Source organism: Peterkaempfera griseoplana, assembly GCF_001418575.1.
GTDB classification, from domain to species: Bacteria; Actinomycetota; Actinomycetes; order Streptomycetales; family Streptomycetaceae; genus Peterkaempfera; species Peterkaempfera griseoplana.
Genome location: NZ_LIQR01000232.1, coordinates 1 through 26,689 on the forward strand (window position 1 = coordinate 1; position 26,689 = coordinate 26,689).

Here is a 26,689-nt window from a genome sequence, read left to right on the forward strand (position 1 = left end):
CGGCGCGCGCGCCGCCGCGGCGAAGAAGGCCGGGGTCAGCCTCCAGGAGGGCGCCGGAGAGGACCGGCTGCCCGAACTGCTCGGCGAACTCGACCGTCTGGTCGGCCTGGAGAGCGTCAAGCGGGAAGTGGCCTCCATGGCCAAGCTGATGCAGATGGTCAAGCGGCGTCAGGAGGCAGGCCTGCAGCCGCCGCCGCTCAGCCGTCACCTCATCTTCGCGGGCAACCCCGGCACCGGAAAGACCACGGTGGCCAGGCTGTACGGCCGGCTCCTCGCCGCCCTGGGGCTGCTGGCCAGCGGACATCTGGTGGAGGCCGACCGCAGCGCCCTGGTGGGCGAGTACGTGGGTCACACCGCGCCCAGGACCACCGCGGTCTTCCGCCAGGCACTGGGCGGCGTGCTGTTCATCGACGAGGCGTACGCCCTGGTACCGGTGGGCCAGAGCAACGACTTCGGGCACGAGGCCATCTCCACCCTGGTGAAGCTGATGGAGGACCACCGCGACGACGTGGTGGTGATCGCGGCCGGCTACCCCGAGGACATGGAGCGCCTGATCGACTCCAACCCGGGTCTGGCCTCACGGTTCACCCGGACCCTCAGCTTCGACGACTACGCGTCGTCGGATCTGGTGCGGATCGTGGAGTACCAGGCGTCCCAGCACGAGTACCGGGTTCCCGAGCAGACGGCCGCGGCGCTGCTGGCGCACTTCGACTCGATCGTGCGCACCGAGCGCTTCGGCAACGGGCGCACCGCCCGCCAGGCCTTCCAGCAGATGACCGAGCGGCACGCCATGCGGGTGTCCGACCTGGCCGATCCGGGTGACGACGACCTGACGGTGCTGCTGCCGGCCGACGTGCCTCCGGCGGTGGTCTGATGACCACTCACCGGAGGCGCGCCGGGCGGGCTGCCGTGCGGCACTCAGCTGGTGACGGGGCCGGGCGGGTCGGGGAAGCGGGCGGCCCGGTCGGTGTGGGCGTAGGCCTGGCCCGAGGCGTTGATCAGGGCGATGTAACTGCCGAGCTGCTGGAAGGCGGCGCTCTGCATGGCCAGGGCCTTCTGCATCAGCGGGTTGATGTTCCGGGCGAACTCCTCGCCGATGTCGGCGAGGGTGCGCTGGTCGGCTGCGTTCTGGTCGTCGATGGACTGGCCCGACCCTCCTCCTGTGGGGTTCGCCGCCTGACCGCCGTTCACATAGGAGGCGATCGGCTGGTCCGGCTGGGGCGGGCCCCAGAAGGTGCCGTGCACCACGCTGTCGACCTTCGCGCGCAGCCCCTCGTAGTTCGAGACGCCGTTGCGCGCCTGGGCCAGCAGGTTGCTCTCGGCCGCCCGTACAGTGCCGCCGTCGAAGTTGATCGGCTCGCTGTTGGGCATCATGTCGGTCAGCGCATCGCCGCCGGAGCTGCCGCCCGGGTCGGTGTTGAAGCTGGGCGGGGTGTCCCAGCCCACACCGACGGTGGGGACCATATAGGTGAGGTCTTTACCGGCGTCCGGATCGTCGACGACGCCGTCGCCGTCCGCGTCGCCGTCATCGATGTGGAGGGGGCTGGTATTGGTGCTGGGCATTCTCTTCTCCCGTGCGAGAGCCCGCCAGTGAGGCCGGTCCGAAACTCAGGTCGGCAGTCGCCGAATGACGTCAGTTTGGCACACCGGGGTTCGGTTGCGAAAGCCCCGCACTGGACCTCGATAAACCGGCAAGAATGCGTGGCGCGCAGCGCGGGCCGCGTGAAAGGAGCATGACCATGCCGGACACGTCGGCGGATGATCTCAAAGCCGCAGTGGAGCAACTGGCGAATACCATGTCCGCCCGATATTCCGCGGACCCTCAGGCGGGAAACGGCGATGCGACGCTCATGGGGGCGCTCATTGCCGAGGCCCCTGGCCAGTCGGGGAACGGCGGTGCGGCGACCCACCTGGGGGTGCGCTCCACCACGGGCGGGTCCGGCGGATCTGGCGGGTCCGGCGGCACCGGAGGCGCGAAGGGGGGCGGTTCCGGGGGAAGCTCAGGGCAAATGTCACTGGGTGAGTTCGAGGTCGCATTGGGCGATCTGCATGCCGCGATCCAGGTCGTGAGATCGGAAAGCGGCCACGTATCGGGTCTGATCGGCCAGATCCAGGGCCGTTTCGAGGCCGCACACTCCTACTGGCAGAGCCCTTCGGCGTCGAGCTTCGAGACGATGGCCACCTGGTTCACAAATTCCTCCCGTGCGCTGGAGGAGCTGCTGAACGAGATGGCCGGGCGCATGCAGACGGCCTACGACAACTATGTGAACGCAGAGCGTTCCAACAGTAAGAACCTGGGAGGCTGAGCATGCCCGGAAGCGCCGACTACGACGTCAGTACGATAAAGATCGACCCGGAGCCGCTCGGAGCGGAGGGGAAATCTCTGGTGCAGCTCGCCCAGGAAATGGGTGACGCGATCCTCCGGATCAACAACACCGCCGCCGGGCTGAAGCTGGGATGGGTGTCCCCGAGCGCCGACGAGGCGCAGGATTTCGCCAACCGCTGGACCAAGGTGATGACGGACATGTTCGGGGAGAAGGACGGTGCCACCGGCGCGCTGCCCGCCCTCGCCGGGGGAGTCATGGGAACGGCTGTCGGATTCAGCCATGTGGAACACCAGCTGTGGCAGGCCTTCAACGACTTCCAGCTCGGCATGGCAGGTGGTGGCGTCGGAGTCGGTGGCGGCGACGACGGACTGTCCGGCAGCGGTGACGACGGTTACCCGAAGGACCACACCGGCCCTGACTATCCCATCACCACCGACTACCCGAACGGTTCGAACGCCTAAATGACCAGGACGGATTTCCACCGACCGGCGAGGACGTTCCCCCCGTCGGTCCCGGAACAGCAGGTCGCGCTGGCGGCCCCGCCGCAGAAGGCCCAGCAGAACCAGGCCCAGACCTGGCTGTACATGCTGCTGCCGCTGCTCAGCAGCGTCAGCATGGCCGCGTACATGGTCACCTTCGGCAGACCGTGGATGACCCTGCTCGGCGTCGGCTTCGTCGTCGTCTCCATCGGCGTCATGGTCATGGTCCGGTCACAGACCAGGAACGCGAGCCGGCGCACCCAGTACCGCCAGCGCGACCGGTACGTTGAGTACCTCGCCGACATCCGCAGCCAGGCCCGCGAGTCGGCGGCGACGCAACGCGCCGTCAGCGCCTTCGTCCACCCCAGCCCCGAGCGGCTGTGGGCGATCGCCACCACAGGTCCGCGCCGGATCTGGGAGCGCCGCCCGGCCGACGCGGACTTCATGAAGCTCCGCCTCGGCCTCGGCCGCGGGGTGCCGGCCATGCGTATCACCCTGAGCAGGCACAGCGACCCCACCACGGAGCACGACCCTGACTCCCACCGCCGGGCCGAGCGGCTGGCCGGCGACTTCGAGTCCGTCAGCCTCCAGCCGGCCTGGGTCGACCTGGCCAACACCGGTGTGCTCACCCTGCTGGGCCCCAAGGAGCTCACCGCGGAGCTCACCGGATCCCTGCTGATGCAGCTCGCCGTACTGCACGCCCCCGACGACGTCCAGATCGCCGCACTCACCGAGGGCGCGGAGCACTCCTGGTCCTGGGTCAAGTGGCTGCCGCACGCGCGCCAGCCGGGCCGGTCCGACCTCGTCCCCATGGTGGCGGAGAGCATGGACGGCATCGCCGACCTGCTCCAGGCCCACGTGGAACGGGCCCGCGAGGAACGCGCGGAGCGCTCCGGAGCCCTGGGCCTGCGGCGCGAGAGCAGCGCCTCCCGGCACCTCGTGGTGGTGCTGGACGGCTTCCGGCCGGGGGCGGAGTGGGCACGCCTGCCGCTCGTGGCCGAACTGCTCGCCGAGGCCGGTCCGCAGAGCGGCCTCCATGTGGTCTGCGTCGTCAGCAAGGAGAGCGAGGAACCCAGCAGGGTCGACGCCCGCGCCCGGGTCGACGCCGAGGGGAACCTCACCCTGGAGACCCGCTACCCCGTCCTGGTCCAGGCGGTCGAGGGCGCGGTCGCCGACGTGTGCCCGCCGGAGCTCGCCGAGCAGGCAGCCAGAGCGCTGGCGCCGCTGAAGCTCTCCGGTGAGCAGGAGCAGGTCCTGGCCCGCGCCGTCGCCCTGCCCGAGATGCTGGGCGTCACCGACCTCGGCAACTTCGACCCCACCGAGCTGTGGCGGGAGCCCGACGACGAGGCGCTGCTGCGGCTGCCCATCGGCTTCACCGGCGACGGCGCCCCGCTCGTGCTGGACCTCAAGGAGTCCGCCCTCGGCGGCATCGGTCCGCACGGCCTCGTGGTCGGCGCCACCGGTTCCGGCAAGAGCGAGCTGCTGCGCACCCTGGTCACGGGCCTGACCATGACCCACGCCCCCGAGCACCTGAGCTTCGTCCTGGTCGACTTCAAGGGCGGCGCCACCTTCGCCGGCGTCACCGACCTGCCGCACGTCGCGGGCCTGATCACCAACCTCGCCGACGACCTGGCGATGGTGGACCGGGTCCGTACGGCGCTGCAGGGCGAACAGCAGCGCCGGCAGCAGATGCTGCGCAACGCGGGCAACGTCGACTCGGTCCGCGAGTACCAGATCCTTCAGGCCGCCGGCGGCACCGACGTCGACGGCAGGCCGCTGCAGCCGATGCCGTACCTGATGGTCGTCGTCGACGAGTTCGGCGAACTCCTTGCCCAGCGCCCCGACTTCACCGAGCTCTTCGTCCAGATCGGACGTGTCGGCCGAAGCCTCGGCATGCACCTGCTGCTGGCCACCCAGCGGCTGGACGAGGGCCGCCTGCGCGGCCTGGAGTCGCACCTGTCGTACCGGATCTGCCTGCGCACCTTCAGCGCCCAGGAGAGCCGTGCGGTGATCGGGACCCCCGACGCCTACCGGCTCCCCCCGATCCCCGGCTCCGCCTACCTCCGCGTCGACGAGACCGTCTACGAGCGCTTCCGCGTCGCCCACGTCAGCGGCGCGTACCAGGAGGAGCACGAGCGCAGGCCGGTCAGCGGGCCCACCCCCGTACCCGTGCCGTTCGGCCTGCGCACCGCGGCGGACGCCGCCACCGAGGAGACCGACGAGAGCGAGCCGTCCGTGACGCTCTCCCGGCCACGGCCCGGCCAGAGCACCGAGATGCAGGTGGCCGTGGCGCAGGTGAAGGCGCACGGCAATCCTGTGCACCAGGTGTGGCTGCCGCCGCTGCCGTCGGCGATCGAACTCGACTCCATGCTCGGCCCGTTGGCCACCGACGACGAGCGCGGTTTCCACTCCGCGCTGGTGCCGCAGGGCGGTAACCTCTCCTTCCCCGTCGGCGTGGTGGACCTGCCCAGCCGCCAGGAGCAGCGCGCCATGACGCTGGACCTGTCCGGGCAGCAGGGACATGTGATCGTGGTCGGCGGGCCGCAGTCCGGCAAGAGCACCCTGCTCCGCACCCTGATGATGAGCGCGATGCTCACCCACACCCCCGACGAACTGCAGTTCCTCGGCATCGACTTCGGCGGCGGCAGCCTCATGGGGCTGGAGCGGGCACCCCATGTGTCCGGCATCACGACCCGCCACGACGAGGCCCGCACCCGGCGCGCCCTGTCCGTGGCGCGGCAGCTGGTGAACGAGCGGGAGAAGCTGTTCCAGGAGCTGCGGATCGACTCCGCGGCGGACTTCCGCCGGCTCCGCGACGAGAAGGCGCTGCCCGACGGCGTCGACGCCGCCGACATCGTGCTGGTCATCGACAACTGGGCGGGCCTTCGCGCGGCCGTGGAGGAGGCCGACGAGGTCGTGCCGGAGGTCGCGGTGCGGGGCCTGGGCGTCGGCATCCACCTGGTGCTCTCCGCCAACCGCTGGGCCGAGCTGCGGGCCAACCTGCGCGACGCCGTCACCGGCCGCCTGGAACTGCGCCTCGCCGATCCCGCCGAGTCGGAGATCTCCCGTCCGCTGGCCAAGCAGCTGCGCGCCTTCCTGCCCGGTCGCGGCCTGGTGACGCCTGGTCACGTCTTCCACGCGGCACTGCCGCGACTGGACGGGACGGCGTCCCCCGACAACCTGACCAAGGCCCAGCAGGCCGTGGTCGACGAGCTGGCCGCGGGCTGGAAGGGCGCCACCGCCCCCCAGCTGCGCGTCCTGTCCGAACTGGTCCTCCCCGAGGAGCTGGAGCAGGCCTGCGAGGCCCTGCCCGGCGGTACCGGGGCGCTGCCGGCGGGCGCCGTGCCGATCGGGATGAGGGACTCCGATCTGCGCCCGGCGGTCCTCGATCTGGAGGCCGACGGGCCGCACTTCCTGGTGTACGGCGAGTCCGGGGCGGGGAAGACCTCGTTCCTGCGCTCGTGGATGCGGGCCATGACCCGCCGCCGGTCGGCGTGGGACGTGCGGTTCGTCGTCGTCGACTACCGGCGGGGACTTCTGGGCGCGGTGCCCGACGACTACATCGGGGCGATGGCCGGCGACCCGGACTCCGCCGCCCTGTACATCGGGCAGGTCGTGGAGAAGCTCAGGGAGCGGATGCCGCCCCCCGACATCACCCCGCGCGAGCTCAGGGAGCGCGGCTGGTGGACGGGCCCGGAGCTCTACCTGGTCGTGGACGACTACGACCTGGTGGCAACGGGCGGGACGAACGGACGCGGACCGCTGAGCGCGGTCGCCGACTACCTCGCGCAGGCCGCCGAGATCGGCTTCCACGTGGTGGTCGCCCGCCGCAGCGGCGGGGTGAGCCGCTCCCTCACGGACCCGGTGGCCGGCCGGATCCGCGAACTCGGGTCGGGGGGCCTGATCCTGTCCGGCGACCCCCGCGAGGGAGCCGTCCTGGCGGACCAGCGGGCGCGGCGCATGCCCCCCGGGCGCGGCATCCTCGTCTCCCGCCGCCACGGCCCCGCGCTCGTCCAGACGGTGCACGACACGGCCGACGACTGACCGTCCACCCCGCCCCGCCCCGCATACGACACCACCGCAAACCATTGACCGGGCGGCCCCCACCGGGGCCGCCCGCCTGTGAGGACTACCCGCCATGGCAGCAGAGTTCGACGTTGGCCCCATCCGCGACCTCGGCAACCAGTGGGTCGAATACGCCCACAGGATCTATGAGTGCCTCACCTCGATGCACGGCAGTGTCGCGTCCATGGCGACGGCGTGGACCGGCAAGACCGGCCGCAATGTGCAGTTCGTGTGGGACTCGGAGGGCGCGGGTGCGTCGGCGCCGTTCAACGTCTACAACTCGATCTTCCAAGCGGCCTGGGTGGCCGAACAGCTCGGGAACGCGATCCTCGACTACGCGGACGAGCTGCAGAAGACGATCGACCAGATCAACCGTGCGCACCTGGTGGAAGCCCTCGGCACGATCTTCGGTACCGTCCTCGGCATCGCGTCGTTCGGTATCGGCGGCCTGCTGAGCCAGATCGGTGCCACCGTCGGCCGCATCGTCGAGGCCATCATGGCCATCATCGGCGTCGCCGCCCGTGCCGCCAACCTGATCGGGCGGGCCGGTGCCTTCCTCATGGACTCGGTGCTCAACGCGGGCGTGACGCTCGGCACCGACGTTGCCTCCCAGGTGGCGGCCGCCAGGGCCGCAGGTGTGCCGTTCGTGATGGACTGGCAGGGCGAGGCCATCAACATGGGCCTGAGCGTCTGGACCAACGCCTGGATGGGCGGTGTCGAGACGCACGTGCTGGGCGGCAAGTCGCTCGACGACGGCATCGGCGGTGTGATCGACAAGTACGTGTTCACGCCCCCCAAGACGGACACGCCGAACCTCGCCAACACGAACATCGGCGGGCCCTCCCGCGTCGCCATCCCCGATGTCACACACCTTTCCCCGTTCCCCGTGAACTCGGTGATCGAGCACAACGCCCTGCCGCCGATGCACGCCGGCACCACCAACCCGGTGTCGGGTACACCGCGGGCCACCGCGGGCAGCGCGGGTGGCGGCATACCGCGGCCCGGTGAGGTACACGTCACGGAGGGCGCCCCCACCCAGGCGCCCGGCGGCACGCGGCCGGGGACCCCGACGCCCGGCGACGTGCGGGTCACGGCAGGCGACCCCACCCAGGCGCCCGGCGGGACCCGGCCCGGGGGTACCGCGCTCAACCCCGACGCGCCGGTCGTCCCCGGACGGCAGCTCACCAACGCCGGCGGGGGGACGCCGCCGAACTCCGTCAGGGACCACACCACGCCGGTGACGACCAGAACGACCGCGCATCTCGACGGGCCGCCGCGCAGCGCCGCCGACGGTCCCGGCAACGTCGCCGGGAAACCGTCCGGCCCCGACGCGAACACCGGCGGGGGCAGGAACGTCTCGACCGACGCGGGAGCCCCGGACGCGGTTCCCGCGACCCCGGCTGCGGGGCAGCACGACAGTGGTGTGCGCGAGTACACCTCGCCGGGCGGCACGAAGTACCGGACCGACCGGAACGGGGACACGTGGATCAAGGAGAGCGGGGACTCGACGTGGGCGGCCGTGGTCCCGGAGCCCCCGAAGCTGCGCCACGACCTGCCCGACTCCGGGACCACCCCCCCGGCGTCGGTGGCGGCGTCGGCCGTCGGGAAGCCCTTGGCCGCGGCCGCCGACGCAGGGCATCTCGCCGGCGGTGACCGAAGCGGCGCCGGACGTGGCGCCGACGTGGTGGAAGGCGCCGGGACCCGTTCCGGCGGCGGCCTGGACAGCCCGGGACGTGCCGCTGGTGCGGGCGCGGGTTCCGCAAGGGAGCCGGTACCGAGCCCGGGTCGCCCCGTGGCGCATGACGCGGCTTCCGGTGCGGAGCCGCCCTTGAGCGCCGGCCGTGCGGCGTCTGACGCACCCTCCGGCAGTGTGCTGCGGAGCGGCGGTCCCGAGACCCCGGCTGCCGGTCGTACGGCGGCGCCGGGCGCCGGTGCCGGGCACCAGGGCGGCCTCTACGGAGGCGGTTCGAGCGTGGCTGGCCCGAGGTCGCACGCCTACTCGCACCTCGAGGGCGGTGGCCCGAGCAGCGTGGGACGCGGCGCCGACGCGGTTCTCGGTGTCGAGCCGTCCCCGGGTGCCGGTCGTTCCGCGGTGTCCGACGCCGGCCCCGGCAACCTCGGGCGGAGCGGGGTTCCGGATGTGCCGGATGCCGTTCGCACGACGCCTTCCGACGTGTCCCAGAGCCAGCGCCCCGCCGGAGGCGGTGTCGGTGGCGGACGGCGCGCCGCGGGGGACGCCCCGATCGTCGAGCCGGTCAAGGCGCAGCCTGAGACCATCAGCCGTCGCCCTGTCGCGGACTCCCAGGACGACCATGCGAAGCGCAGGCCGAATGACACGTTCTTCGCGATGCCGACGCACCCCGAGGCGGTCGAGGGCCTGTCCCTGGTCACGCACTCCCTAGCGTCGGACGCGTCCGCGACGCCCGGGATCAGCCGACACGACGTGGGCTCCGGCTCGTCCGTGAAGCCCGACGAGACTGCTCCTGCCCACTCCCAGGCGGACGCCGGCAGCCAGGGCCATGGCACCGACGTCGTTGAGGGTTCGGTGGCACACGGGCACGGCAGCGGCCCCGACGGCCCGGCCGTACGCGACACCGGCGATGCGGGCGCGACCGGCATCCACACCCGCGACGACGTCGCGGCCAGCGGCAGCGGCAGCGGCGACACCCTGCGGCACGAGCCCGCGCCCGTGAGCCCCGAGGACATGACCGCGCGGAACGCGCAGTGGGACACGTTCAAGCAGAACCAGGTCGAGCGGCACGCCCCCGTCGTTGAGGCGGAGTCGCGGCTGGAGAGGTCGGTGGACCTCGACGCGGTCTGGCAGCGCGGCTACGACAAGTTCGTCAAGCAGAACCGGGTGGGGGAGCTGCTGGGCCAGGGCGCCCAGCCGCCGCGCGACGGCCACCTGGTCAAGGGCGCCCAGTACGGGTGGCGCAGGGCCATCACCCATGAGTTCCGGAACGAGGTGGCGCAGAACGGGCACATCTCCGAGGGCGCCTACAACCGGATCGTCGACGGAGCCGAGAAGAACGCCTACAAGCACATCCTCCGGGCCCATGACATCGAACGGTTCGCCGCCCACTTCAGGCAGCAGGCCGACGCGTACCGGAACGGCGGGGGCAGGTACGGCGAGTTCCTCCCGGAGTACGACCGGGCACCCTCCAGGTACGTCTACGATTCCAAGCTTCAGACCTACGTCAAGGACGACCTGAAGCTCTACGGCCAGCCCGAGGACACCCCCTCGGGGCCCGTCGGCAAGCTCAAGGGCGGGCGCGACGGCTCGGACCCCGACGACTTCACCTTCATCGAGTACAAGTCGGACTCCGACGTCCCCGTCGACCACTTCCGCGACAAGGCCCACGACTTCAACCCGCTGGAGCGGGACTTCATCGACAGGGTCGACCAGCTCAACGAGGTGTACGGCAAGTACATCCACGACGCGAAGAACGACGGTGGGCCGAGCTCCGGGACGCAGCGCGAGCTCGACCGGCTCTGGGGCGGGATGCAGGAGAAGTTCGACCGGATCGCCCAGCGGGAGCACGACATCCAGGCCGTGGTGGGGCGGCGGGTCGAGGACCTCATCGAGCGCCACCTGGAGGGCGGCGCGGAGACGCTGATCTCGGACACGCTGACCGCGGACTCCGCGACCCGGTTGCGGCAGGACTTCCTGCGCGACCTGCGCGACCAGCACGACACGTGGTTCCCGAACGGCCGCGCCGAACCCTCGGACGGGTTCCTGACGATGAACGAGCACTCGGACGACCTCTGGGTGACGATCGTGGACAGGGCCGTCGACCAGTTCCCGGTCCGCATCGACCGGGAGAAGTTCATCCAGGCCGCGGTGGAGTCGGAGTCCGGGTTCGCGGACAGGTTCCTGTCCAGCCAGCGTGAGGATCTTCTGACGTCCCTCGGCGAGGACGGGCGCCAGCGGGTGCTGGCGGACTACCTGGACAACGCGCGGATCTCCGCCGGCCGCCACTTCGACCTGAACCTGGATCCCCGGCGGCGCACCGGCGACGGCCCCGCGGAGCCGTGGACCACGGAGCGCGACTGGCTGCGGTCGACCCTGCCCGACACGGTTCTTCACGACGCCCGTCTCCAGGACGTGAACGTGACCGATTCTGCGGTCGGGTTCAACGAGGTCATGAGTCACGACTACGGCTTCGGGTACACCGAACTCCGCACCGAGACCATCGACAGGCTGGGCAACGACTTCCGGGTGGAGCGCGTCACCCGGTACGACGCGCTGTACGGCCCCGAGGGCCACCGGACGGACGCCTGGCTGGCGCATGCGGGGGACGGCACTTTCCGCTCCAACCTCGACCACGTCCTCTCCGGCTCGCCGTTCGATGTCCTTCCTCAGCGGGGTGCCACTGTGCACGACGCGCTGGCCGACCCCGACGGCACGCCGGCCAGGGCCGCCGACGATTCCGGGGCAGGGGCGTCCGGCCGGGAGCAGCTGATGGACGTCTACCGGCAGGTCCTGCAGACCTCCCTGCTGAACCAGGTCAGGCATGAGCTGCCCGAAGCGATGCGAGGGCACGTCACGGCCGGGCAGATGGGCGATGCCTTCCGCACCCTGGCCGGGGACGGCGGACCGGAGGCGTTCGTCTCGCTCTCCGACGCCGACCAGGCATCGGCCGTCGCCACCCACCTCGTCGCCGAGCAGGTCCAGAGCCGGCTGCCCGGCACGATGCGGCAGGACTTCTCGCTCGATCAGGTGGGCGACGCCTACCACGCGGTGCTCGAAAGGCACGGCAAGTACGTGGTCGACCTGATGTCGCCCGACGAGGGGGTGAAGGTCGTCGCGGACCATCTCGCCGGCAAGGGCACCGACAAGCTGGTGTCGCGCGTCCTGAAGGACCACCAGGCCGCTTCCGCGGCGGCTGCCGCACAGGCGGCGCAGGCCCGGGACGTCAGACGGCACCTCCCCGAAGCGTTGCAGCGCCGGATCACCGACGCTGCCATCGCGGATGCGTACAGCGCGCTGGCGCAGAGGCAGGGACAGCCGACGCTCGAGGACGTGCCGCAGGTCTCGCCCGAGGCCGTCGCCGGCCATCTCGTCAGGGCCGAGGTGGCCGCCGGGGTCACACGCCATCTGCCCGAAGCGAGCCGTGACGACTTCTCGCGCGAGCAGATGGACAACGCCTACACCGAGTTGGTGGAGAGGCACGGGCAGCCGCTTCTCGACGGAATGCCGCTGTCCGACCGCGCCGCCGCTGTGGCGGACCACCTGGTCGGCAAGGACACCGACCAGGTGTTCGCCGGGGTGCGCCGCGAGCGCGGCCTGGGCGGCTATGCGCACGCCGGACGGCGGGCCGCCCTGGTCGAGCAGGTCAAGGACCGGCTGCCCGAGGCCGTGCGCGGCGACTTCACGGCCACCCAGGTGGAGGACGCCCACGTGTCCCTGGTGGAGACGCACGGGCAGACCGCGCCCGACCGGCTGGGGTCGGAGCGCTGGACGGAGGCGGTCGCCGACCACCTCGTCGGCCGGGACACCGACCAGCTGTTCCGCCGGGAGCTCGGGCTGGGCGACTACGCGCAGGCCGGACGGCGGGCCGCCCTGGTCGAGCAGGTCAAGGGCCAGCTGCCCGAGGCGGTGCGTGACGACTTCACGGCCACCCAGGTGGAGGACGCCCACGTCGATCTCGTCGAGGCGCACGGACGGTTCGCGCCCGATCACCTGAACCCCGCCGGCTGGGCGCGGGCGGTCGCGGACCACCTCGTCGGCAAGGACACCGACCAGCTGTTCGCGGAACTCCACCGGGACCCCGTCGCGGACGCCCCCACCTTGGCGCACGCCGTCGACGCCCTGCTGCAGCGGCACACCGCGTTCCGATTCACCCGTGAGCAGGTCGAGCAGGCCGTCGCGGAGCTGGCGGAGCAGCACGCGGAGATCACCGACCTGCCCCGGAGGCAGTTGGCCGTACGGGTCGGTCTCCACCTGGTGGAGCCCATGCAGCAGCTGGCGAAGGCCACCAACCAGCTGCTGGTGAAGAAGTACTGGGGCAGCGGACTCGAGGACTCCGAGATCCAGCGAGCGCACCGGGAACTGGTGGACGAGTTCGGCGCAGGGTTCCTTGAACTCCCGGTCGCCGACCAGGCCGGGATCGTCGCCGTCATGACGGTGACCGACCGGGACGTCCTCCGCGACGTCCGGTCCCGCATGAACACCGGCGGCCGACTGACGCAGGGCCATGTGACCCACGTCCACCGCAGACTGCGAGAGGAGGAGGGGACCTCCTTCTGGCGCCTGACGTTCGACGCACGGGCCGACGCCCTGGCCGACCGCCTGGTGCAGCTGCTGCAGATGGCCCCCAAGGTCAACGAGTTGCTGAGCGCGCTCACCGGTACCGAGGCCACCTTCCGGCAGGCGGCGGATGCCCACAGCCACCTGCTGCGGCACTACGGCTCCGAGTTCACCTCGCTGGAGCCGGGTGCGCAGATCAAGGCGGTGGCGGATCAGGTCGTCCGGACACGACCCGTCCCCCACGAGGAGTACGAGACAGACTTCGCCGGCTTCAACATCGAGGACCTGATCGCCAACCGCACGGAGTCGAAGGCCAAGCACAAGGAGACCGACCTCGAAGCGCTGACCGAGCCCGTCCACGAGGCCTACCGGACCCAGGAAGCACGCACCGCAGCGGCCGTCGCCGAGGCACGCAGGACGACCGTCGACAAGGCAGCCCAGGCCAAGGCCGTCGAGAAGGCTGTCCGGACCGAGGCGGCACGCACCGCGGCGGTCGTCGAGGAGGCACGCAGGCAGGCCCGCGAGGAAGCCATCCGGACCGAGTCCGCGCTGCGCGGCTTCACCTCTGCCGAGGTCGAGCAGGCCCTCGACATCGAGCAGCGCTACGGGCTCCGCCGAACCGTGGTCGGCAATGACGCCAAGGCTGCCGCGCAGCGTCAGCAGCGGCTGAACGATCTGGGCCGCATCGCAGGCGAGCTGCGCGGGAGCGGTAGGACCGCGGCGGAGCGGCTCGCCGGGAGGCTCGCGGGTGAGTGGAGCAGGCCGGGCCTGCTCGGCGGCAGCCCCGCGACGGCTACGCGGTCCGTCGACCAGGCGCACGCGACGACGGTTCCCGCGACGACGGTTCCCGCGACGACGGTTCCCGCGACGGTCCACGGGACGCCTGAGGTGCTGCTGTCTGCCGACCCCAAGGCGTTCCTGAACGCGAACGTCCTGTCGATGAACATGAGCGCGGCGCTGGAGATCCATTCCCCCGGTGTGACGGCGTACGACCGCAGCCAGTTCCTGGAGGCGCTGGACGCGAAGGATCTGCCGGAGCACCGGTTCGTGGTGGTGCGCCAGGGCGAGGACACCAACGGGAAGCCGCGGTATGTGCTGGCGCCCGCGGTCGAGTGGTATGTGCAGCAGTACGGCGCCACGGAGCTGAACCTCCCGGAGGGTCTGTCGCTTCCGGCGGTGCGTGCCGACGGCGAGTACGTGAACGCCGTGTACGTCCCGTACCTGACGGGCACGACGCGGGACTACGCGCAGCAGGTCGGGCACACCGCGATGCTGCGCCGGCCCGGCGAGTCCGATCCTCGCCTGGTGGTGACGCCGACGATGAACGGGTGTGCGTACACCCTGACGCGGCATCAGGATCCCGACAAGATCAAGGTGTGGCACTACCAGTCGCCGGATTCGAACATGCCGGGCCCGGTGCAGTTCAGGCGTGAGCAGCGACCGCTGGACTGGTTCGGCGTGGGTGAGTACGCCAACCCCAAGGGCGAGATGTTCGAGGTCGCCAACCTCATGTGGTACGGGCCCGGCGGATGGGAGTTCATCGGCCAGGAGAACGAGACGACCTCGACGGACACCTCGGTGACCTTCGTGAGGGTCCGCAGCCGTGCCGCGGTGATGCAGCCGGGGCGTGAGGCCAAGCAGATCGCGCGTGCGTACCAGTCGCTGCCGCGCAGTGAACTGCGCGACTGGGAACTGCCCCAGGCGATGCGGAACATCGCGGCCACCAAGGGCCAGGCCGCGGACACGGCGGTGCTCCGGCAGGTGTGGAACAGGATCGAGAGGCACCTCAAGGGCGAGATCCGTCAGCTCCGCAATGTCGCCGACAAGGGACAGCTGCGTGAAATCCCGGACAAGTTCGAGAAGGAGCGGCGCGCACTGCGCGGGGGCCTGGAGGACCTGATCGCGCAGGCGAGTGCGGCCGCCGCGCCTGAGGCGGCGAGGTCGGCCGATGTCCGGAGAGCGGTCCTGGAGCGCCGTCAGCTGGCTGTCGACATGGTGAACCAGTTCATCGACAAACCGGCGAAGAACTGGATCAACCTGCTGCGGAGCGAGGCGGCTCCGCCGAGCCCGAAGACGCTGGCCTCCACATACGCGCTGAAGGCGCGCGAGGAACTGGACGGCAACTACTCCACGGTGAACCTGGAGATCACGCGCGTTCTGGGGCTGAAGTCCTCGAACAAGATGAAGGACTATCTGAACGCGCTGACGGAGACTCTGCGTGAGGCCATCCGGAGCGAGATCGAGGCTCTGGGCAAGGTGGACGACCTCGCCCGCCTGAGGGCTCTGGCTGCGGAGATCAAGACACGGCGTCAGGAGCTGTTCGTCTTCGAGAAGGCGCGATTCCAGGCGGAGACGGTGAAATGGTCGGGCAAGGAGCAGAAGGAGGCGAAGAACTTCGTCGGCCCGATCGACACGTTGCTGATGGCGCTGGTCCAGCCCCGGATGGACGACTGGATCACGGATCTGCAGCGGGAGGCGGAGGCGCTGGCCACAGGTAGTGCGTGGCAGCGGCTGCCGCTCGGAGAGCAGCTGGGTCTGGGGGATGTCGCCGGGCAGCTGCCCACGGCTGTCCGGGAGGACGGCTTCCTCGAGGTGCGGGTGCAGGAGGCCTACGACGAGCTGAAGTCGCCCGCGCGTGCGCGGCCGCTGGACCAGCGGGTCAATCTGGTCGCCCATGTCCTGATGGGTGGGAAGTCGGCCACCACGGATGTGGACCACGACTTCGTCGCGAAGGTGAACCGCCGGCTGCCGAAGGAGCGGCGGGTGACGTTGGAGGGGGCGCAGGAGGCCTACCGGGATCTGGTCGCTTCCCGAGGTGCGACGTTCACCGGTGAGAGCAGGAACAGTCGGATTCAGGACGTCGCCTTCCATCTGTCAGCCGGGGACACCACCCTCGCTCCCCTCGCTGTTCCGAGGTCCGCGAAGTCCGCCGACGTGGTGCCGGAGGTGTCCCGGCCGCTGGGTCCGCAGGCGCGGCGGCAGGTGTCGGACGCAGACCGTACGGAGCAGCTGTACGCGGTCGCCGAGCCGCCGCACGCCCAGGAACTGGTCCGTGAGCTGCCGCTCATGTCGCCGCAGGACCGCGCGAACGTGCTGAACGGCCTCAGCCTGGGGCACCGCCGGTGGCTCGCGCAGCATGCCCCGCTGGTGGACGGGCTGCGTGCGGCGCTGCCGCCGCGGGAGTTCGCCGAGACCGCGGCCGCGCTGCTGGTGCAGGTGGACGCACGCGCACACCAGCCCGCCCTGGCCCGTCAGGAGGCCCAGGCGCAGGTCTTCCGGATGGTGCAGGACCCGGATGTCGCGGCCCGGCTGCTGAAGAACGGCTCGCAGGTGTTCGTGGTGCCCAGGGACGTGTCCGCGACCGATCTGCCGCCCTTCCGGCAGTGGAGTGGTGTGCGTGCACAGGATTCCGCAGGGCAGGGCCGCCTCTACGACGACATGCGAGGGCTTGCCACGGAGCATGCCGCTGTGTCGGAGGAGAACCTGCTCGGCGAGGACACCACCGTGGGTTCGAGCCGGGCCCTCACCGACGGCTACTCGTCGGCCGTTCATGAGTTCGCCCACGTCCTGCACCGTTTGGGGATCACCGAGAAGGATCGGGCAGCGATCAAGGACAGCTTCGACCGGCGGACCGACCGCCCGAAGGCCAGCTGGCCCGACGGCACCAACAAGGTCGAGAAGGGCGTCGTCACCAAGAGCTACTCCGCTCAGAACGAGTACGAGTACTTCGCCCAGCTGACCAACGTGTGGCTGGGGGCCAACACCGGCATCGACGCGGACACCGGCAAGCGGCGCAACAACGGGGACGTCTGGGTGCGCAGGCATGTGCCCGAACTGGTACCGCTGATGGAGCGGCTCTTCGGGAAGGACCCCTCGGCGTTGTACCGGGGCTCGGCCAACCCGGTCACGGCGACGCGTGCCGACAACGCCATGTACGACGGCTTCCGCGACTTCATGCAGCAGACGGACGCGCCGCAGGGCCGGGCGCGTCGGTTTCCGCCGCCGCCCGAGGGCGTGAAGGTGCCTGGTGTGCAGCATCTGGAAGGTCGAAGCCTCCAGGAGGAGTCCGCGGCTGCGCAGCGTGAGGCCACGGACTCGTCCGAGTCGATGTCGGGCGTGTCCCAGCCGTGGCTGCGGCAGCTCCCGGCGGGAGAGGCCGAGGCGGACGGATTCGTCCGCTCGGTGAACACCCGGCTCGAGAGGCTGCGGCACGCTCCCGCATCACCCGAGGCGGTGCGGCAGGTCTACGCGGTGCTGGCCGTCTCCGAGAGTGCGCAGTTCATCGAGGGCAGCGCCGCCGACCGGCAATTCGCGGTCGCCGACCACCTCGCGCGGCTGCGCTCCGTCGCTCCGCTCACTGCTCCCAAGCCCGCGAAGTCGGCCGGTGGAGCGCCCGCCGATGTCACCCGTCAGCCTGTGCGCAGGCGGTTGCAGGACACCCGGATCTACGGCCGGCCGGGCGGGCTGCGCCGGCCCGCGGAATCGGATCAGCTGGCGCTGGAAGACGTCTTCCCCCGTGCCGAGAACGGCAGGTTCGAGCGTTTCCCCAACCCGCGTGGCCTCACCTACCCGGCGGCGGGTCTTGCCCGCTCGTTGAATGCGGCTCGTGTGCGGAACGCCCTTTTGACGGACATGGGCAGCGCGAGCTGGCTGCAGCGCATCAACAGGGGCTGGCGGCAGGACCCGGCCCGCCTGTACAACTGCCTGGACACCGCCGCCAGCGTGCTCGCCTCGTGGTACGGACAGCCCACGATGGCTGCCCCCGTGCACGCCGAACCCGGTGTGCCGCTGAGGGTGGAGCAGGACGGCCCCACACGTGTCTCCAGGTGGCTCAACGCGGGCTGGCGGACGGGCCAGGACTGGGAGGCCGTAGCCGCGCGGGTGCGCGACGGCGGTCACGGTTCGTCCGCCATCGTGGTCTTCCGGCTGCCGGGGGGCGCTGTTCATGCCGTCAATGCGCTCAACTACGACGGGCGAGTCGTGTGGGCCGACGGACAGCGCGGGCGAACCAACGAGAGTCCGCTTTATCAGGGCGAAAGCTTCATGTCCATCGAGTTGGACCCGGAAGGCCGGCCGATCGACCGCCGGCCCCTGCTCGAGGAGGTCACGGCTCAGAGCCGCGGAGTCCGGCCGTCTCCCAGCCAGGTGGACCACGCTGCCGCCGCAGCCATGGACTCCGAGCGGATCCTCGACGATCTGCGTGACATGCGGCTGGACCCACCCCCGCAGTCGGGCCGACCGAGGCTGCAGGCCGACACCTTCACGTCGCGGCCGGGTCCGTCAAGGGACCTTCACACGCCGGTCGCCTCCACGTCCTCCGCATCGCAGACGCGCGACGGACACGGCGGTGTCCAGTCGGCGGGTCCTGTGGGAGGCAAGTATGCCCGGATGAGGACGGTGGCGGGTCATGCGGGTCTGATCGCGCACGATGTCCGAGGTGATGGCAACTGCTTCTACTACTCGCTCGCCTCGTTGATGGGGTGGGACCAGACGCAGTCGCTGGCGGAGGCAGCGCAGAGTCTGCGCAACCATCTGGCTGATGTCCTGCCGGATTACTGGGATGAGATGCAGTACCACCTGGTCCCCATGTACGCGGATGGGCTGACGCCTGACCCTGCCGAGGCGGATCGCATCGCGCAGAAGCTGGCTGACAGCCCGGACGGGGGCTATGGCGTGGTGGTTTCCGCGATTGCACATGACATCCGCTCGTCGGGCAGCTTTGCCAATACCGGTGGCGATGTCGCTCCGATACTCGCGGCGCGTGTATTCGGCCTCTCTCTGAATGTGGTGGAGGCTGCGAGCTCGGCGGTGCACCGCATCGGTGACGGACCGACGGAGCTTCACCTGGTGCGTGACGACGAGGCGTTGCACTGGATGCCGGCTCGGCCCGCAGATCCGGGCTGGAACCTGGAGCAGGCGAGGGCGATGCTTGCCGCGCAGTCGCATGCTGCCAGGAATGAGGTGGAAGCGTCGGCGCAGGCCGAGGCTCCGCAGCGGGCTGCCAGACGGCTCCCGTCGACACCGGTGGCGCAGGCCCAGGGTCCGCAGCGGGCTGTCAGGCGGCTTCCGTCGACACCGGTGGCGCAGTCGGAGTCCGGGGGGCACACCCAGGAGCAGAGCAGGGGCACCGACACGGTTCGGCGGCCCAGGGTGCTTCCGCAACTGCCTGTTCGTGAGACCGGGACGACGCAGGATCCGGCGCAGGCGGAGCAGGATGCGGCCGAGAGGGCGGCCGACTTCTTCAACCTGACGGACAGCGCCGCCAGTGCGGCTCGCGAGAACCGTCGGCGTGCGCGAGACCAGCGTGCGGCTCGGGAGGCCTCCTTCGGGCCCCTCCCGATGCCGCCCGCGCCCGAGGGGGTTGCCACGCACACCCCGAGCACGGCGCCGGCCCCCGCCGACCTGACCTCCGGAACACATTCGACGGTCGGGATCGGCGACGCCTCGGCCAGGGCTTTCACCTGGTCTCGCCCCACCGCGAGAGAGGTCATGAAGCGCGCGTTCCGCTGGTGGCCGGTGAGTGAACTCCAGCGGATGCTCGAAGACCAGGACCACGGATCCAGCTCATTCGTCACCGGACTCGAGCGGCCGCTGCACGCCGTCAACCATCACGGCAGCGTGATGTGGATGGACGCCCGCGCCGGTACGCGTGTGGAGCAGCCTGATCCCACTCTCTCTGTGGCCTCGATCGACCTGAACGCCGATGGTTGGCTGATCAACCCGACGGCCGAGGTCCGGCGCAAGCGGTGGGAGTACCAGCGTCTTCCGGGCCTGCTTCCCCGCCAGGAGGCTCTGCGCAGGCTCGAGGCGGAGTTTCCCCGTAGGACCGAACGGCTCGAGCACCTGCTGGAAGGCGACGACGAAACCGGGTTCCTCATCCCCGCCGGGGCTGACGAGACCGGGGTCCTCATCCCCGCCGAAGCTGCTGAGGTGCTGGTGCCTTCCGGGGTTGCTGGGACGACTGAGTTGTCTGAGCCTCCGAAGGTCACCGAAGCTGCTGAGGTGCTGGTGCCTTCCAAGGTTGCTGAGGCGACTGAGTTGTCTGAGCCTCCGAAGGTCACCGAAGCTGCTGAGGTGCTGGTGCCTTCCAAGGTTGCTGAGGCGACTGAGTTGTCTGAGCCTCCGAAGGTCACCGAAGCAACCGACGTGCAGGAGCCCCCCAAGCCCGAGGTGGTACCCCCGTGGTATGTCGGCCACGGCAGTGGCGGCATGCTCGGCGAGTTCTCGGTGACCGATGTCAAGGTCAGTGCGGTCACGAAGGCCAACGAGGAGTGGGCCGACGAGGTCGTCAAGGCCCTTCCGGACACCGTCCGCAGCGCCGTCCGCAGCGGGATCCGCAGGGCTCTTCTGGACATGATCGCGGTCAACACCCCCGAGGACTGGTACCACCTGCTCGTTGACGGCAAGACGATCGAGGCGGCAGGCCAGGTGGTCTGGCTGCGTCCGGTTGTCCACAACGTGCAGTCGGTGAAGCCCGAGGAGGCGGCCGACGCTGTCCACAACGTGCAGCCGGTGAAGCCCGAGGAGGCGGCCGACGCTGTCCACAACGTGCAGCCGGTGCAGCAGTCGGTGAAGCCCGAGAAGGCGGCCGACGCTGTGAGGAAGTACGGCGTCAAGTGGAGTTCGACGAGCGGAGCTCAGAAGCACTCGCACATGTCGTCGCGCGCCGCTGAAACGGCTCTGTTCTCAGCCCTGATGCTCTCGTCGGCCGCCGCCTCCGCGTTTGTGCTCGGCGCTCCACGTATCGTCCTCGAGGCGGGGGTGGAACGCGACTCCGCCTCCCGGCAGACGGTCATCAGCGGCCGAAAGCTCTTCGTCACCAGCAGCACGCTCTTCAGTTCCGAGACGCGGGTCCTTGTCTTCGTGGACGGTATTGAGCAGGAAACGGGCAGCAAGCCCGCACCTGTCGGTCTGGCGATCGAATTCCCCTCGGTCTTCGTCGACCAGGGGAAGCGGAACCTGGAACCCGCGCAGGATTCGATCCTGGACGCCGGCCGGACCGGGACGACTTCGGCGAACCAGGGTGCGGCCTTCGCCAGGCCCCGGATGTCGGAAGAGGTGCTCAACGCGATCGACGTGACACCGGTCGTCGCCGCTCTGCACCGCGATCTGCGCAGTGCCGGGCTCGACGCCGCCGAGGTGATCGCGATCTCGCACCAGGTCCAAGAACAGCTGGTCAACGAAAGGACCATCCGTAACCGGCAGGCGTGGCAGCTGGGCGGCGGAGACGTCACCAACTCCATCCGCATCGGAAGCGTCCCGAAGTGGAACGGCGTTATCGTGCACGGCCGGTCCCGGATTACCCTCAAGGCCGCACAGCTCGTCGATGTCCGGGACGCCGTCAGCACACGCGCGGACCTCGGTGCCGGTGCGGCCCGGGGATACGGCAGGGGAGGTACGAGCTCGGCGGCGATGACGTTCGCCGCCAATGTGACCGGCCTTGTCGACCCCTTGATCGACAACCACATCGTGAAGGGTGTGGCGCCGTACGTCAGCGTCAGCGGCAACAGCCACCGGCGTTGGAACTACGGCCTCACCGACACCGGGCTCAACCACACCGTTCTCGTGGCCTCGGGGCCGATGGCCCGCTACCTGGCCACGCTCGAGTACACCATCACGTGGACGTCCCCGACCCATCGCGGGCTTCGCTCGACGAGCGTCGAGATCCCCGCCGAGCTGGGTGTGCCCTGGCGCGGCGCTGCCGAGTTCGAGCGCCGGGGACTGGGCCGAGTCGCCTCCCCCGTCGTGCAGCAGGGGAGCCTGCATGATCTGGCCACCCAGGTGGCCGCCCAACCGAATGTCAGGGCGCTCCTCCAGATCTCCGGCGTCAGGCCGGACGTCAGCGTGGTACGGCCGGCGCGGCTGGACATCCCGCGGCCCAGGCCTGCCCAGGACGAACCGCTGCACCTCGCCCTCGGCGGTCTGGGCTTCGGCACCGCCATCGGCCTGCCCGGGGCGCAGCTGATCGAGGACTACCTCCTGGCCACGTTGAAGGGCCTGGCCGGCAAGCGGGCGAAGGTCGACTGGGCGGCGGTCGAGCGGCAGCTGGGGGTCCGGGTCGGACGGGCGGTACTCGAGGGCGACCTCGACAATGTGCTCGCCGGCATGAGCTTCGACATCAGTGTCGGCAAGAAGACCGTCACGGTGTTCCTCAAGGGCACCCTCTCCACCCCTCGCGACTCCTTCACGTCGGAGAACCTCACGGTCAACACCCGTGCGGCCATGACCAGCGCGCTGAGCAGCAGCTCCGACAGCCGACGGGCCGTCACCGTTGCCGGCGGGGCCGCCGCGCGCGTGAGTGCGGCCAAGTGGCTGCGGCTGCAGTTCGGCGCCGTCCGGTTGCAGGCCAAGTTCTCGGGCGGCAAGGAACAGAGCCTGTCCGACGCGGTGACCGGGTACCGCCGAAAGGAGAACCTCGGCCTTGAGCACCCCCCTCTCGTGACCACCCGGGACATCGTCTACGAGATCACCGTGCGCACCGAGGACGGCCGGTTCGACGAACGGGTATGGCTGGACAGGCCCGGCGACCTGGTGGCCGAGATCGTCACACCGCGCGCCTTCACCCCGGCCCAGCGCGTCACCAGGGAGGAACTGGCGGATACGGGGAAGACCACGTTCGCGCGCAAATGGCCCGACCGGCAGGAAACGCAGATCGACTTCAGCACCGGGTCGACGGGCCTGTACCCGGCGTTCGTCAACATGCCCGCGCTGACGGGCATGGTCGCCCGTACCTACTTCGATCTGCATGGTCTGCGCTGGACGGACGACTGGACTCAGTGGCCGAGTGAGATCGTCGACGCGACCCGGCCGGCGAGACTGGAGCAGTTCTTCGGCCTGCTCACCGACGGACTCGGCCGTGAGGTGCGGCTGCCCGACCACGACGGCTGGGAGACGACCCTCAACCTGCAGATGCGGGCCTATGCGCCACGTCCCCTCCAGCTGACCAAGGCCAAGACGGAGATCGAGCACTATCTCAAGCACCAGTCCAAGTACGGGACCGCGAAGGCCCAGAGCAAGTCGGTGAGCCTCCAGGGATCCACCTCCGCCATGGTCCGCCTGGGCTCTGACCAAGGCGGCAGCGGCATCGTCCTGGCGGACCACGCGGAGGTTCGCGTCGCGCAGCCCTCGCACTCGCAGTCGCGTGCGCCCGGTGGTCGCCTGGTGGCGCTCGCCCATGGGGACGTGGGCGCTGAGTGGGGCTCCACCCACGAGAAGACCGACGGCGCGATAGAGATCTCACGCGGTACGTACGACTCGGAGGCGGTGGCCGGCTACCGGTCGGATCCGGGGTTCCTGGCCACCATCACCCGTCGCCGAGGCGGGCGGACGGAGACCTCGAGGCGCTTCGTCAGGGTGAGCGGGGCGATGGACCTTCTCGTCCCGAACCGCCGGATCGAGGACCTCGGACTGCCCGGGAAGGCGACGGACCCGGCCCAGGACCTCAGCGCCGAGGGTGCCAAGCCCGTTGAGGACCCTTCGAAGCGGTTGACCTATCTGGGCGACCGGCTGTGGACGACTTCCGTCTGGCCGGAAGTGCTGAAGGCCGACGGTGTCGTGCCCGAGATCGTTCAGCGGCTGAGGGAGCGGAACATCCTCCCGCTGGAGAAGGACAAGGAGAGCATCGAGCAGGTGCGGCTCCGCGAGACCGTGGCGGCGGTCTTCCGGTCGGAGGCACTGAAGAGCGGTCACAGCGCCCTGCTCGGTTCCGGTTTTGGAGGCTGGTTCCCGATCACGGAACGCGGGGGCGCCGTCCGCTATGTGTGGATCAACGTATTCGCAGAGGGTCTGGACCCCGCGCACGCGCAGCGCGACCGTGCCGAGATCACCCTCACGCTGCGCAGCGAAGGTGTCACCGAGGTCAAGGACGTCGGCAAGCAGGGCGTCTCGGCATCGGTCGGCGTCACCGTGTCAGGGCGTGCGGGAGACCACCAGGCGGTCACGAACCAGCAGGGACACGGCGGAATCGAGTACAGCCGCGGATCCGACTGGCAGCGGGGACAGACGAACACCTCCGTCAAGAAGAGCACGCAGATCTACCGGGCCAACACCAAGGACGGTTCGGTGGAGTTCGAGCACAGGATGCACTTCCGTGTCCAGCTCGGCATGACCCTGAAGATGCCGGAGTTCCTCCGACCCTTCGTCCACTACGGCTACGTCCTCTACAACGTCATCGGCAACGCCCTGGCGGACGCTCCCAGGGCGGGGACCGTGACCCAGGAACCGACGCCGTGGACGTGGTACGACAACGGCATGGGGGCGGGACGCACCGTACCGGGCGAGGTGCGGTTCCTGATTCCGCAGCATCTCACCGTGCCCGCTCCTGCCGTGGGTCCGATGCCCGCACCGTTCGAGCGGACCTGGGGCGAGAACGCTCGCTGGCTCCGCCTCCCGAGCGCTGACCTTCCCCCCGCGCTGGACGCTGCGCTGGTGGAGCACCTCCACCCCTGGGACGTCCCCGCCGCGGGCGCTCTCCAGCAATGGGTGAAGACCGCCGCACGGCAGTCCGGTTCCGCCGCGGATCTCGTGTCGTCCCGAATCCAGGGCCTGCCACGTCCCGACTTCACCAGCCTGTCCGGACTGGCCCACCAGGCGCAGACCAGTCAGGACATGGTGCGTGCGAACATCAAGGACCTGCTCAAGGACGCCTACATCGTCGACGCGGGCGGGACGAAGGTCCGGGTGGGACTCGAACTCGTACGAGCGGAGGAGTTCGAGCCCACCCCGAGGATGAAGGGCCGCGGCTACACACAGGACAACCATGACATCGAGCGCGGTGTCGAGTGGAGCAGCGGGCGCCTCCAGGGCGGTGGCCTCGACGGGGGCGGGGGCTCGGACCACAGCGCGGTGCTGGCCCACGCCGTGGGGGACCGGTCCGAGCGGGACAGCTCACGGTTCGAGGGCGGCGCCTCGGAGACGTACGAGAACAACCGTGAGGCAACCAGGGAGTTCCGCTACTACCGCATCGACGTGCGCATGATCGCCAGGCCCGTCGAGAACGCCGCCTACGCGCTCAGCGTCGACGTTCCGGGCGGCCTCTACGCGATGCTTCCGCTCAAGTCGAGCGGGGCCCTCGCGGAGGATCTGGCGACCCCGCTGGCCCGCATCCTCGTGCCCGCCACAGAGCCGCCGAAGGACCTCACGAGCGAGGTCGAAACCCCGCCGGCCGACAAGCTGACCACGATCCCGGAGGAACCCGAGCCGGCCTCCCGCCGTGAGGCGGCGCCGGTCGAGGAGACCCCCGTACCCGAGCACCTCGACACCGAGGTGCAGAAGGGTTCCCGGTGGAAGGGCAAGCAGCGGGCGACGGACGCTGCCTCCGAGGACGACTGGCGGTGGGAGGGCAGGGAACGGGAGACGGACGAGGTCTCCGAGGAGGGTTCGCTGAGGGAGGACGAGGACTGGGAGACGGACGATGCCTCTCACGATGATTCTCTGATCATCCTTGTCAGAAGCCGACTGGAGCAGATGCTCGGGGAGACCGGGTCGGTGCTCTCGGACGAGCAGATCCGCGAGGAGGCGGCCCGACAGGCCGGCGCCGACGGCGCTCCCGCCACCTTCGCGGACACCGTCCTGCTTGCGCGACAGGTGGTCGAGGCGCTGCTGGAAAGCCCGTTGCTCGCCCGCGAAGTCGCGCGGTACGAGCAGCGTGTGGCCCGGACCGGCGACAGGGCGTCGGACGCCGCCCGTCCTTCCACCCGCTCGACGGGCACCGGGCAGAGTGCGGCGATGCAGGCGTTCCTGGACGCACCCCGCGGCCTGCACAGAAGGGTCGCCGAGAGCGCCCGGAACCGGCAGAACCTGCCGGGTGACCGGACCGTGGCCGGTGTGGCCCAGCGCGGGTCGGACCGGCCGGTTCACACCCGTGCAGAGGCGATCACCCGCGAGGAGGGCGTCGTGACGGACACGGCGCCGGCCGCCACGACCACGAGGAACGGCCCGGAAGAGGCCCGGCGGGAAGTGCCGGTGCTGGTCGACGAAGGGCCGGTCCTGACTCCGGTCGAGGTGCTGGAGAAGGGTGCGCCGAGTCAGGGTCCGACGCCGGAGGTGGTCGTCGAGGACGCGGCAGGCGGGCAGGCGGAGCATCTCGCAGCTCAGCCGAACTCGTCGACCAGCGGCGGCCGCACGCTCGTAGGGGGCGCGCCTCCTGCTGAGGAGACTATGGAGGTGCCGGTCCCCGCGCCGGGGATGCGGCTGTCGGTGGAGGCGATCAAGCACCCGGCACGGTTCACGGCTGAGGAGATCACGGGCCTGAGCGCGGCGCAGGCCGAGGAGATCCAGGGTATGGACACCACCTCCAGGGAGACCGCCCTCGGTCTCGCCGCCCAGCGGGCCGCCGACGCGATCCTCTGGACGGTCGCGCAGGATTCGGGCCGGAGCATGACCAATACCGATGTCCTGCTGACACTGCCCGGCCCCGAGAGCGGAGCGCTGGCCATCTGGATCTCGATCTCCCAGCTCATCGCCAACCGACTCCGCCACCGCGTCAAGGCCCTCATCGGAAGCGAAGCAGTGAACCCTGTGGAAATCTGCCCGCAGTGACCAGCGATCAGCTCGTCGGCGCGCCCGCA

At 70.2% G+C, this 26,689-nt stretch carries 6 protein-coding genes; 5 read left to right on the plus strand and 1 reads right to left on the minus strand.

Annotated elements, in window-relative coordinates:
- Positions 1–874 (plus strand): AAA family ATPase (locus AOK09_RS18030; protein WP_157875936.1); only part of this gene is annotated, 874 nt, incomplete at its 5' end.
- Between the two features lie 44 nt (positions 875–918).
- Here AOK09_RS18030 and AOK09_RS18035 read toward each other — a convergent pair.
- The gene (locus AOK09_RS18035) at positions 919–1,563 is read right to left on the minus strand and encodes a hypothetical protein (protein ID WP_055588235.1); all 645 of its coding nucleotides are present in this window, start codon (positions 1,561–1,563) and stop codon (positions 919–921) included.
- Positions 1,564–1,733: 170 nt separating this feature from the next.
- On the opposite strand from AOK09_RS18035, the gene AOK09_RS18040 reads away from it, so the two are divergent.
- From AOK09_RS18040 to AOK09_RS18055, 4 genes are all read left to right on the plus strand, one after another.
- On the plus strand, positions 1,734–2,306 hold the full coding sequence (locus AOK09_RS18040; RefSeq protein WP_157875937.1) for a WXG100 family type VII secretion target: 573 nt from the start codon (positions 1,734–1,736) through the stop codon (positions 2,304–2,306).
- A 2-nt stretch (positions 2,307–2,308) separates the two neighbouring features.
- Positions 2,309–2,788 carry a WXG100 family type VII secretion target gene (locus tag AOK09_RS18045; RefSeq protein WP_055588237.1) on the plus strand — a complete coding sequence of 160 codons (480 nt, stop codon included), beginning with the start codon at positions 2,309–2,311 and terminating at the stop codon, positions 2,786–2,788.
- Positions 2,789–6,850: a type VII secretion protein EccCa gene (gene eccCa / locus AOK09_RS18050; protein ID WP_055588238.1), complete on the plus strand. Its 4,062-nt coding sequence runs from the start codon at positions 2,789–2,791 to the stop codon at positions 6,848–6,850.
- A gap of 94 nt (positions 6,851–6,944) precedes the next feature.
- Positions 6,945–26,660 (plus strand): toxin glutamine deamidase domain-containing protein, encoded by a 19,716-nt coding sequence (locus tag AOK09_RS18055; protein ID WP_055588239.1) that lies wholly within the window; start codon positions 6,945–6,947, stop codon positions 26,658–26,660.
- Positions 26,661–26,689: the final 29 nt, after the last annotated feature.